This window comes from Kitasatospora sp. NPDC094015, assembly GCF_040304075.1.
Lineage (GTDB): Bacteria > Actinomycetota > Actinomycetes > Streptomycetales > Streptomycetaceae > Kitasatospora.
Genome location: NZ_JBEOUL010000065.1, coordinates 1 through 10,963, shown reverse-complemented (window position 1 = coordinate 10,963; position 10,963 = coordinate 1). Strand labels below are relative to the sequence as shown.

The window sequence follows — 10,963 nt, the reverse complement described above, 5'->3', positions numbered from 1 at the left end:
ATCCTGGCCGCGCTCGGCAGCGACAGCGCGCATCGGCCCGGTGCCGGCTGCGCCGGCGGGCCCCGGGTGATGCGCTACTCGGAGCTGCAGCGCCTCCTGGCCGGCGTCAGCCAGAAGATGCTCACCCAGACGCTGCGTTCCCTGGAGCGCGACGGCCTGGTGTCCCGCACCGTGGTGCCGACCGTGCCGGTGACAGTGTCCTACGAGCTGACCGATCTCGGCCTGTCGCTGTTCGAGATGATGCGCGGCCTCAAGGCATGGGCCGAGGTGCACATGGACGAGGTGCTGGCCAACCGCGAGACCTACGACACCCGCGGCGCCTGAACCACAACAGGGCTGCTGATCAGCGCCGAACGGTCTGCGCGGGAGAGGCCGGGCAGATGGGCGGGGCTCATGGGCGTCGTTCGGGGCGGTGGTCCCAGCGGTGGCTGGTCCAGGCCCGGCGGATCAGGCTACGAACCGTGATGATCGTGTCCGCGAGGTCGAAGAAGGCGTTGGCAACGTTCGCACGGCGCTCGTAGCAACGGGCAAGTCGATGGAAGGCGTTCTGCCAGGCATGCGTGCGCTCGACGTGCCACCGCTCGCTGGCCTGGATCGGCGCCTTCTCGCCTTTGTGCGCAATGCGGCCGTGCAGGTTGCGGGCGGCCAGTTCGGTGCGCGTCTTGTCCGAGTCGTAGCCGGCGTCCAGGTGCACGGTGATGTCGTCGGGCAGCGGTCCCAGGTGCTCCAGCAGGTCCAAGGTCGGGGCGAGCAGCGGGGAGTCGTGGCGGTTCGCTCCGGCGAGGACCCTGCCGAGCGGAATTCCATAACCATCCGTCATGCCCGAGCGTTTCAGGCCTTGCTTACCGCGGTCGACCGGTGAGCGCCCGGCGACCTCGCCGCCGCCGGGGGCCTTGGTGATCGAGCCGTCGACGGCGATCCGGTCGAGCTCCAGCCCGACGATCCGGTCGTAGGACTCCAGCGCGATCTGCTTGAGCCGGGCGAAGACGCCAAGCCGGATCCACTCGTCGCGGCGGTTGCGGATGGTGGTCGCCGAGCAGGTGGTGTCGGAGATCGCCTGGTACGAGCAGCCGAACCGCAGCAGTTGCAGTAGCTTGTCGAACACGATCCGGTCACCGATGCGTGGCCGGTGACACCCCAGCGGGTGGGCCGGATCGACCGCGGGACGCTCGGGCAGCAGCGCCGCGAATCGGTCCCACAACGGGTCGGTCAGCCATCCTGGAAGGACGGGCACAGGTCTCCCCAGTGATCACAGAGCGTCGCAACTCCATGATCACGGACACCTGTGCCCGCCTCACTACCCGGGCACTCCACCCCGCCTATCTGCGCGGGTTCTTAATGCGAAGAGTGCAGTGGTGAGTGCGGTGCAGCAGGGTGTGCGGGGCGAGCCGTTCGCGGAACTGTCGCGCTTTCCGGGGGGTCTTCTACGACTGTCTGACCGGGCGGCGTGACGCGCTGTTCGAACTGACCGACGCGGTGCTGTGTACCGACGATCCGATGAGGCGGCTGGTGGACCTGGCGCCGGCGCCCGAGCACCGGCGCGGGCACGGGGCCCTGTACGGCGCGCCGAACCCCGGCCGGGTGGACGTCGACCGGCTGCGGGTCGCTGGCCGGTCTGCCGTTGCCACGCGCCGCCGACGGGCGCCCGGTGCTGGCGGTGGACGTCTCACCGTGGCTGCGGGCGGCCGGACGCGGAGACCTGTCCGGACCGCTCGTTCTGCCACACCTTCGGCCGCGGCAAGCACGGCGGCGAGTTCGTCTTCGGCGACCCCGACACCTGGGGCGGGGAGCGGGTGGTGACCCGCACCGGGACCCGCCGCTACGGCACCGCCACCGTCAGGACCTGGGACCGGCTCCACCCGCGGCTGACCCGCCGCGCGGCCTGGCTGGACCACGACGGCGAACTGCCGCTCCTCGAAGGCACGGTGATCCGGCTCGCCGTCGAGAAGCTGCCCAGCGGCGGGGTGAACCGACCGGTCCGGCTCTGGTGGTCGCGCACCGACGCCGGCCCGGCCGACGTCGACCACTGCTGGCAGTCCTTCCTCCGCCGCTTCGACCTGGAGCACACCTTCCGCCTGCTCAAGCAGACCCTCGGCTGGCCCCGGCCCCGTCTGCGCGACTCCACGGCCGCCGACCGCTGGACCTGGCTGGTCATCGCCGCGCGCACCCAGCTCCGCCTCGCCCGCCCACTCGTCGCCGACCTCCGCCATCCGTGGGAGCGGCCGGCGGAACCGAACCCCTCACCAGCGCAAGCACCGAAACCCACCCGCCCCGGACCCGGCCGACCGCCCGGCTCGAAAAACCAGCGCCTCGCCGCCCGCCACGAGGTCGGAAGAGTCCTGGCCACCGGCGAGGCGTACGCCCGACCCGCCCCCACCAGAAGGGCACCGAACCACCGACGAACCACGCAGGCCGCGGCGAGGCAACTCGACTGAGTCTGGGGCCGCTTCTTTCGGTGCCACAGCGATCGGGCAAGCTACGGATCCATGATCGAGCCCCCACTCATCGGTGTCAGTCCGGTAATCGCGCCCGTGGCCGAGTCCTGGCACCTCATCGACGGCTGGCTGGCGAAGCACGCACCGGCCAGCCAGGCCGCGCTCCGCCCGCCGGCGTCGCCCGAGGCGATCGACCGGACCGAGGAGCAGCTCGGCTTCATGCTCCCCACCGATTTGCGCGAGTCGCTGCGGTGCCACGACGGGGACAGCTCCCACCTGGGTGCTCTTCCCTGCGGCCCTCTGTACTCCACCGAGAGGATTGTGGAGATCCGCGACATGCGGATGAGAATCTGGGATGCCGATGACCCGGACCAGCACGACGAACCGTGGTGGGGGACGCTATGGGTGCCGTTTGCGGGAAGCGATGGAGATGAGCACTTCATCGACGCGGGACCCGGCCTGTGGCACGACCATCTCGGGCGCGCCGCCCACGATGACTCCGCTCGCTTCGTCGGCTGGCCGAGCCTGGCAGCCTGGCTCCACTGCGTCGCGCAGGCGATGCTGCACCACGACAACCGCAGTCGCCTGGAGCCGGTCGACCAGCCGATGCTGCCCGGCGACGGAACAGTCGACTGGTAGATCGGCGTGCAAGCTGGTTAAACGTCAAGCTGATCGTCGTCGCGCGGACGGCGCGGCTCAACCGCTGAGTAGCCCCTGGCCGCCGGTGCGGTGTGGAACGTCGCCCGGCGGATGCCCGATGTCAGGGGCGGCGGGCGATCCAGCTGGTACGGGTGGTCCGCACGCTCAGATCGTGACGGCGGGCGAGGCTGTGCGGCTGCTCCTCGTCCAGCAAGGCGTCCAGGGCAGCCAGGTCGGCGGAGTCGAGGCCGTCGGCGGCGTGGGAGCGCAGCGTGGCCAGGCAGGCCTGGGCGTAGGCGGTCAGGGACGGGCCTGCCTGGGTGCGGTCGAGGCGGATCTCGAAGGGGCGCCGCTCCTGGAGGGTGAACCCGGCGGCCCGCAGGTGGTCGGTCCATTCGTGGGGCGGCCGGGTGTTGGTGGCGGCATGCAGGCGGGACTCCAGGCCGGGCCGGCCGATGCCGGCGTCCTCCGGCAGGAAGAGCGGGAAGAAGTCCATCTCGGTGACGGCGAGGAGCCCACCCGGGCGCAGCTGCTCGAAGGCCCGCGCGAAGGTGCGGGCGGGGTCGGCCACGTGGTGCATGAACGCGGCGGCCCAGATCAGGTCGTACGACCCACCCCGACCGATCTCGGCCCAGGACTCGTCGATGTCCGCCTCGACGGTGCTGATCCGGTCGGCCACCCCGTGTGCGAGGGCCTGCCGGCGCAACCGGTGGAGCATCTGCGCGGAGATGTCCACCGCCGTCACGTGCGCCGCAGGGAACCGCCGGGCCAGGTGGAGGCTGCCGGTGCCGGGACCGCTTCCGAGGTCGAGGATCCGGGCCGGGGCGGGGTCGGCGTGTTCGGCGAGCCGGCCGGTCAGTTCCGAGACGTAGGAAGCCAGGACTTCGGCGTCCAGCTCCAGCAGCTTCGCCAGCGCGGTGTCGGGGTCCGCCGTCCGTTCGTTCCCGCCATGGCCGTGCGTGTCGTGGTGTGTACCCATGCCCCGACGGTAAAGCGGTTGTTGCTCCGGTGTCATAGAGTCTTGCCGGTGGAGCAAGAATCGACGTTGGACGCCACCGTCCGGATGCGGATCAGGTCCCTGCGCAAGGCGCGGGGCTGGTCGCTGGACAACCTGGCGGAGCGCACGGGCATCAGCCCCTCGCAGCTCAGCCGCATCGAGACCGGGCACCGGCGCCTCAACCTCGACCAACTCACCGCTGTCGCCGGGGCGCTGGGCAGGTCCCTCGACGAGCTCGTCGAATCCCCCGACGACTCCGATGTCGTCATCCGCCCCGAGCGCGACGAGCGTCGCGGCCTGACCACCTGGCTGCTCAGCAAGGACGACGGGCCGCACGGCCTGACCGTCGGCAAGATGCGCATCACCGACCAGGCCGGCACCGTCACGCCGGAGGAGCTCGGCGTGCACCCGGGCCGCGACTGGTTCACCGTGCTGTCCGGTACGGTCATCCTCCACCTCGGCGAACGCGTCATCCGCGTCGAGGCCGGCCAGGCGGCGTCCTTCTCCACCATGACTCCCCACGCCCTGCGCAGTGACCGGGGCCCCGCCGAGATCCTGATCATCCTCGACCGCAACGGGGGACGCAGCCACCTCGGCACCTGAGGCTCCGCTGGCCCCGACAGCGCCCCTCCGGACCCTCGGGCCGTGAGCCGCTCGGACTCGTCGAGTGCGCTCAGCCGCCGTCGCGGACGGCCGCGAGGCACTGGTCGTAGAGGTCCGCCAGATCGAGCCGTCCGCCGCTCCCGGCCCAGAGTTCGGTCGCGGTGTCGACGCAGGCGAAGACCGCCGCGACGACGGCCTTGGCGCGCGGGTCGGGGGACGGGCCGGCGGGGGCGGCAGGGGCGGCGAGGCGGGCCTGGACGATCGGGACGAGTTCGCTCTGCCAGCGCAGTCGCTTCTCGATGTAGCGGGCGTGCAGGGCTGGGGTCGCGAAGATCAGGCGGGACAGCTCCAGCACCCGTTCCGGGGTGTGGTCGGCGGTCAGGATCGTCTCGAACCCGGCCCGCAGGGCGTCCCAGGGGCTCAGCTCGGCCGGCTGCTGCCGGACGGTCTGCTTCAACAGCTCACCCAGCGCCTCCTGGCCGCCGCAGACCAGGTCCTCCTTGGTGCCGAAGTAGCGGAACAGGGAGCGCTGCGAGATCCCGGCCTCCCGCGCGATCTGCGCGATCGTCGTGTGCTCGTAGCCCTGCTCCGCGAACAGCCGGAGCGCCGTGTCCAGGATCTCCTGGACGGCCACCTGCCGCGATCGGTCCCACAAGGTCGTCATGGAGCGATCCTACCCTCCCCCTGGACAGCGACCGCCTTCCTGGCATTAACTGCCAGGAAAGCAGCGACTGCAAGGAGAGTGCCATGACAGCCGTCGACTACCGCGGCCAGACCACCCTGATCACCGGCGCCAGCGCGGGCCTGGGCGCCGAGTTCGCCCGACAGCTCGCCGCCCGCGGCTCGGATCTCGTCCTGGTCGCCCGCCGCCGGGACCGGCTGGAGGCGCTGGCGGCCGAACTGCGCGACCACCACCGGGTCCAGGTGCACGTGCAGGTGATGGACCTGGCCGCCGACCAGCCCGGACAGGCGCTGGCCCGCGAACTGGAGCAGCGCGGTCTCGATGTCACCAGCGTGATCAACAACGCGGGGTTCGGCAGCTTCGGCCCCTTCCACCGGATCGACGCCGAGCGACTGCGCCAGGAGATCGCCGTCGACGTGCTGGCGGTCACCGACATCAGCCGCGCCTTCATCGAACAGCTGCGGGCGGCGGGACGCGGGGTGCTGGTCAACGTGGCGAGCATGGCCGCGTACCAGCCCAACCCGCGGATGGCGCTCTACGGGGCGTCCAAGGCGTTCGTGCTGAGCCTGACCGAGGCGCTCTGGGAGGAGTCGCGCGGCACCGGCCTGCGGGTGCTGGCGCTGTCCCCCGGTGCCACGCGCACCGAGTTCTTCGACGTCGTGGGCACCGAGCGGGCCGCCGGCGGCAACAGGCTCGCCTCACCCGCCGACGTCGTCCGCACCGCACTGACCGCGCTGGACCGCAGGAACCCGCCGCCCAGCGTCATCGCCGGACGGGCGAACCGGGTCCTGGCCCAGCTCGCCCGCCGGCTGGCCACCCGACGGCAGATCATCCGGGCGATCGGCCGGATGACCGCCGAAGGGGCGTGACACGGGCGCGGTCACGGCTCCGCCGTCGGCGCCCGCTCGGCGGTCGGGCCGGGCTCAGGCGATGCGGTCCAGCGACGCCTCGAGATCGAGTTCACCCTCGCGGGTCTGGGCGCCCGCGGCCACGGCCGCGCGCATCCGCTCGACCACGGCGTCCGGGGCCGGGTGGACCCCGCCCAGGGCCCGGCTCTCCTCACCGAGCCCGTCCAGCAGGCTCCCGCTGGTGGCCGCGGCCCCGACCGCGGCCTTCGCCGCGGCGATCTGCTCCGGGCGCAGCGCGGCGATGCGCCGGGCGAGGGCGTCGACGAAGCCGTCGAGGTCCACGCCCGGGAGCGCCCGGTTGATCCAGCCGTACCGCTCGGCCGTCTCCGCGTCGAACAGGTTCCCGCCGAGGATCACCTCCAGGGCCCGGGCCCGGCTCGACACGCTCATCACCACGGCCACCACCACCTACCGGACGGGGAAGCCCTGCCCCTGACCGGTTGGCGGCCTGCCGCGAAGCGGTGCGGGTCACCTGGACGCGGCCGGAGCTCGTCCTGACGCTCGGCGCGGGTACCCGGCGCTACTCCGCGCCTCCCGTGTAGGTGGGTGCGAGGGCCTGTTCGGGTGTGAGTCCGAAGCCCAGGTCCGGCCCGTAGACCGCCATGGCAAGGGCCTGGAACATCGGCGGGGGTGTGATGGCGTTGGGACTCTTGGTGGACACCACCGCGATGGACGCCCGCAGGCTCGGCGAGTACATGGTCGTGGACTCGTAACCGGCGAAGCTGCCCTCCCCTCCGATGAAGCCGCCGGACTCGACGAACCCCAGTCCGTAGGCCCACGAACCGGCACCGTTGTAGTGTCCGGCGAAGACGAACGGCACCGGGTTCTTCTGCGCCTCGGCCCAGACCTCGGGCTTGAGCAGCTCGCCGGTCGCCAGGGCTCGGGACCAGATCTGCATGTCCGCGAGTGTCGACACCATGCCACCGTGGGCCCAGAGGCACGACGCCGGGATGTCCGTCGCGTCGTCGGCGGCGGTCGGCGCCTGGGTGGGGCCGACGTTGCCGGTGCCGTACCCGTGGGTGAAGGGTTCGCTGAGGCCGTTCCCGGTCACCGGCAACAGGGTGCGGCGGAGTCCGAGGGGGCGGGCGATGCGCTGCTCGATCGCGATGCTCAGGTCCTGGCCGCCGGCCAGTTCGACCACCCTGCCGAGCAGGTTGTAGCCGTAGTTGCTGTAGGACCATTCCGTACCGGGGGCCGCGACGGGCGGGAACAGCGCCTCGGCCGTGAGCAGTTCCTCGACGGTGCAGCCGGCGAGCACCTTCCCCTGGACCGCCGGCGAGGTGAATCCGTCGGCGAGACCGCTCGTGTGGTTGAGGAGCTGCCGGATGGTGATCAGGTCGCCGTTCGGGACGCCCGACACCCATCTGGAGATGTGGTCGTCGAGACCGACCTTCCCCTCCCCCACCAGCTGCAGGACGAGGTTCGCGGTGAACGTCTTGGTCTGACTCGCGATCTTGAACTGCATGTCCGCGTCCAGCGGCGCCCCGGTGGCGATGTCGCTGACGCCGGTGGCACTGACGAAGGTCTCCTGCGGGCTCAGGACGCCGACCAGGACCCCCGGGGTCTGGTTCGTGTCCTGGAACTGGCGGACGATCCCTTCGAGTTCGACCTTGGTCGCGGCTCCGGACGCGGCCCCGGACCCGGTCGCCGTCCCGGACCCCGTCGCCGTGCCGATCGGCGCAGCCAGCCGGTCCCCGTCGCCACCGGACCCGCAGGCCGATACCGCCAGGACTCCCACCGTGACGAGGACGAGGAGCCAACGGCCGCCCCGCCCGCCCACTGGCCGCGCGACGTCACCACGCCGTCGACGGCTCTTGCTCCAGGCGCTGACAGGTGCGCTGACCTCGTCCGATCTCACCTGGCCAGCGTTCCAGGTCAGCCGGTGGCCGGCACCTCGTAGGGGCCACGGGAGTGGTTCATGGTGCGTGGAGGGGAGTGCCGGTGACAGTGGTGAGGGCTGCGCCGTGTTCGGCGAGGAGGTCGACCACGCTGGTCCAGGCGGCCGGAGTGTCGGCGATCATCCGGCGGTTGCCGGTGATGACTGCGGCGGCCGCGCCGTCGGCGAGCAGGCGGGTGATGCGCTGCCAGCCGGTGCGTTGGCCCAGCGGGGTGAACTCGTCCGGGTCGGTGATGACTTCGGTGAGGATCCAGCCGTCGGCGGCGGCCCGCCGTTCGCACCAGGCGGTGTAGAGGTCGGTCGAGGCCGCTCCGTCGTCGGGGCAGAGGTAGACGACGGCCGGGCCACCGGCCGACGGTGCCGGGTCGGGCGCGGTGCCGAACATGGTGCTGGATTCTCCTGGCCGACGTGGGTGTCCGTGGTGGAAGGGGTGGAAGGTACGGGGAACACGGCCGACGAGCACCGGCCGGGCACCGCGGGGTACGCGGAGCCCGGCCCGGTGCCGGGTGGTGGGTGGCGGGTCAGACCGTGAGCAGGCTCGGGTTCGCGGCCTTGTCGACGGGCAGGAAGTCGTCGGGTACCGGGTACCGGCCCAGGACGTAGTTGAGGATCGCGGCGTGCATCGCCTCCACCGGCGCGATGGAGGCGGCGGTGGCGATCCCGGCCGGTGCGGTGACGTTGTAGCTCGCGAAGAGGTAGGTCTGTGCAGCCTGGTCCTCGAGCTGGAGGGCGAGCTCGGCCACCGCGCCGACGTCGGTCGCCTTGCCGAGGGCCGCGACCACGGACTCCTGGTTCGAGAGCGGTACGTCGGTGATGGGGGGCTTGTTCGCGCCGGTGAGGACGGCGTTCCAGGTCTTCGCGTGGTCGGCGTGCTGCTGCATCGCGGTGGTGACGAACGTGGCCACCGCCGGCGGAACCTTGCCGAGGGCGCCGTTGGTGGCGGCCTCCAGGGCGGCCTGGTAGGCGCCCACGGCCTGGTTCTCGAGCGCGACCGCGAGCGCGACCACCTTCAGGTCGCCGGTGTACAGCCCGGCGGCGGAACTTCCCGACGGCCTGGCCGTCCGGGACGGGGCGGCGGAGTCCGAGGACGTTCCGGAGCCGCTGCCGGAGCAGGCGGCCAGGGTCAGCGCAGCGGCAGCTCCACCGACTCCGAACAGGAAGCGCCGCCGCCCCACGCAGACCGGGGGCCGTTCCGGGCCGCCCGTCCGCTCGTTGATCTCCTCGGTCAGCTCCCGGGCGGACGCTCGCATCGCGGGCAGTGTCGCGCCGTGGGCATCGCCCATCTCCCGCGTCAGAACGGAGAGTTCGCCTTCGCTGATCGGCAACTCCCAACCGCTGGCAGTTCCGGTCACTTCACGGCTCCTTCGGTGATCGGCGAGGCGTTCCTGGTCGGGTAGAACGGCTCGGGGAAGCCGATGCTCCCTGCGGCCGCCGGGAGCCTGGCCGCTTCGACGGGGATGGCGATCAGGTCGGCGGCGTTGCCCGCGAGCAGCGCCTGGACGGCCAGCAGCGTCGCCCGGTGCTGGGCCTCGACGGGAGCCACGGACGCGAAGAGCTTGCGCAGTTGCGGGTCACCGACCTGCTCGACGTTCTTGGTGTAGGTCTGGGCGGCGATGTCCTCCAGCGTGATCGCGAGCTTCACGACGTCGGCGGGGCCCTTGATCGAGGGGAGCGCCTGCTTGACGACCGCGGCGTACTTCGCGTCGGGTTCCGTCTGCGCCTTGCCACCGGCCTGGGTGGCGGCGGAGTTGAAGGCCTGCGCGTGCGCCTGGTGCTGCTGGGTGGTCCTGGCGATGAACGCCGCCACCGTCCTGTTGCCGTCCTTGATGAACGGCAGGCCGGCGGCGGTCCGGTAGACGCTGATCGCCAGGTTCTCCAGGGATGCGGCGGTCTGCAGCGCCATGATGTCGTCCGAGGATGCGGCGGCGGCGCGCGCGGTGCCCAGCAGGGCGGCCGCACCGGCCACCCCGGCGAGCACACCGCCGCGCTGCCACCAGCGCCGCGGGCCGGGCTCGGCCGCGTCGGCGAAGTCGTGCAGCGCAGCACGGGTGATACGAAGCGCGTCGCTGTCGAGGTCCTGCGATTCTTCGGTCAGATCCTCGAGCAGTCGGGTGTCGATGCGCGGTTCGCCCATCACGCCCCCTCTCTCCGGGCACCCGCTCCGACGCGGGTACGTCGACGGGTTCTTCGGAGCGATTCCGGCTTCGGACTGCCCACGACGGCCCGGCGGGCGGTGTTCCACCCGATCGGGCGGAAATTCGGCCAATCCGGTTCGTGGCTCGCCCGGGTGTGCTGTCGGACGAAGCACCGTCAAGGGGCGGAATCGGCGGGCCGCGAGCGTGCGGCGGCGATCCTCGCTGGCCCCGGGAGCATCCAGGCAGGTGAGGCATCGTGCCCGGCGGTGCGGATGGTGGCCGGCTGCCGGGCCGCGGCGCCCTGGGTGGTGAGCGGGAACAGCAGGACCGGGGTGCTGGTCGGTCGGGTGGATCCGGTGGCGGGCTCCACGGTGACGCCGACGCCGCCGGCCCCGTCGAGCGGTCCGTCCAGCAGCAGAGCGCCGTTCGAACCGTGCAGCAGTCCGGCGGGGCGGGCGGTGCCGCCGTCGTCGAACCAGAGCTCGTAGGCGCGGTCGACGCCCAGCGGAGGGAGGCCGGCCGCGAGGAATCCCGCCTCGTTGCGGCTCTGCGACCAGACGACGGTGCCGTTACCGCTCCCACCGGCCGCGGTCGCGGTCCGGGTCCGCGCGTCGGGAGCGGTGAGCAGCGCGGCGAACCGGGCCTGTTCGCCGCTCACCTGCTCGGC

The 10,963-nt window shown here is 72.0% G+C and carries 13 protein-coding genes and 1 pseudogene; 5 read left to right on the top strand and 9 right to left on the bottom strand.

The genetic code is table 11. The annotated features are described in order from the left end of the window. Positions 1-324, top strand: a 324-nt coding sequence (locus ABT014_RS34065) for a winged helix-turn-helix transcriptional regulator (RefSeq protein WP_350643662.1), incomplete at its 5' end; no start/stop codon positions are given. 67 nt (positions 325-391) lie between these two features. On the opposite strand, the gene ABT014_RS34060 is transcribed toward ABT014_RS34065, so the two are convergent. Beyond that, a complete protein-coding gene (locus tag ABT014_RS34060) occupies positions 392-1,234 on the bottom strand; it encodes an IS5 family transposase (protein WP_350643660.1) in 843 nt (280 codons plus the stop codon). A 121-nt stretch (positions 1,235-1,355) separates the two neighbouring features. On the opposite strand from ABT014_RS34060, the pseudogene ABT014_RS34055 reads away from it, so the two are divergent. Together ABT014_RS34055 and ABT014_RS34050 are read left to right on the top strand one after the other, a co-directional pair. After that, positions 1,356-2,435 (top strand): annotated as a pseudogene (locus tag ABT014_RS34055) (transposase). Between the two features lie 51 nt (positions 2,436-2,486). After that, positions 2,487-3,074, top strand: a complete 588-nt coding sequence (locus ABT014_RS34050) for an SMI1/KNR4 family protein (protein WP_350643658.1) — start codon at positions 2,487-2,489, stop codon at positions 3,072-3,074. Positions 3,075-3,195: 121 nt separating this feature from the next. On the opposite strand, the gene ABT014_RS34045 is transcribed toward ABT014_RS34050, so the two are convergent. Beyond that, complete coding sequence (locus ABT014_RS34045; protein ID WP_350643656.1) at positions 3,196-4,053, bottom strand: class I SAM-dependent methyltransferase; 858 nt, start codon at positions 4,051-4,053, stop codon at positions 3,196-3,198. A gap of 84 nt (positions 4,054-4,137) precedes the next feature. Here ABT014_RS34045 and ABT014_RS34040 point away from each other — a divergent pair, with 84 nt between their 5' ends. Continuing rightward, a complete protein-coding gene (locus ABT014_RS34040; RefSeq protein WP_350643664.1) occupies positions 4,138-4,674 on the top strand; it encodes a helix-turn-helix domain-containing protein in 537 nt (178 codons plus the stop codon). Between the two features lie 70 nt (positions 4,675-4,744). On the opposite strand, the gene ABT014_RS34035 is transcribed toward ABT014_RS34040, so the two are convergent. Further along, the gene (locus ABT014_RS34035; protein ID WP_350643654.1) at positions 4,745-5,338 is read right to left on the bottom strand and encodes a TetR/AcrR family transcriptional regulator; all 594 of its coding nucleotides are present in this window, start codon (positions 5,336-5,338) and stop codon (positions 4,745-4,747) included. A gap of 83 nt (positions 5,339-5,421) precedes the next feature. Between ABT014_RS34035 and ABT014_RS34030 the strand changes: the two genes are divergently transcribed. Continuing rightward, positions 5,422-6,225 carry an SDR family NAD(P)-dependent oxidoreductase gene (locus ABT014_RS34030; RefSeq protein ID WP_350643652.1) on the top strand — a complete coding sequence of 268 codons (804 nt, stop codon included), beginning with the start codon at positions 5,422-5,424 and terminating at the stop codon, positions 6,223-6,225. A gap of 54 nt (positions 6,226-6,279) precedes the next feature. Here the strand turns inward: ABT014_RS34030 and ABT014_RS34025 are convergent, their stop codons facing one another. The 6 genes from ABT014_RS34025 to ABT014_RS34000 all read right to left on the bottom strand — a co-directional run. Continuing rightward, on the bottom strand, positions 6,280-6,654 hold the full coding sequence (locus ABT014_RS34025) for an enoyl-CoA hydratase/isomerase family protein (protein ID WP_350643650.1): 375 nt from the start codon (positions 6,652-6,654) through the stop codon (positions 6,280-6,282). Positions 6,655-6,784: 130 nt separating this feature from the next. Next, positions 6,785-8,002, bottom strand: a complete 1,218-nt coding sequence (locus ABT014_RS34020; protein ID WP_350643648.1) for a serine hydrolase domain-containing protein — start codon at positions 8,000-8,002, stop codon at positions 6,785-6,787. A gap of 178 nt (positions 8,003-8,180) precedes the next feature. Continuing rightward, entirely contained in the window at positions 8,181-8,546 is a 366-nt protein-coding gene (locus ABT014_RS34015) for a hypothetical protein (RefSeq protein ID WP_350643646.1), read from the bottom strand. Between the two features lie 136 nt (positions 8,547-8,682). Continuing rightward, entirely contained in the window at positions 8,683-9,411 is a 729-nt protein-coding gene (locus ABT014_RS34010; protein WP_350643644.1) for a ferritin-like domain-containing protein, read from the bottom strand. Positions 9,412-9,509: 98 nt separating this feature from the next. Further along, positions 9,510-10,295: a ferritin-like domain-containing protein gene (locus ABT014_RS34005; protein ID WP_350643642.1), complete on the bottom strand. Its 786-nt coding sequence runs from the start codon at positions 10,293-10,295 to the stop codon at positions 9,510-9,512. 176 nt (positions 10,296-10,471) lie between these two features. Further along, positions 10,472-10,963, bottom strand: a 492-nt coding sequence (locus ABT014_RS34000; RefSeq protein WP_350643640.1) for an anti-sigma factor, incomplete at its 5' end; no start/stop codon positions are given.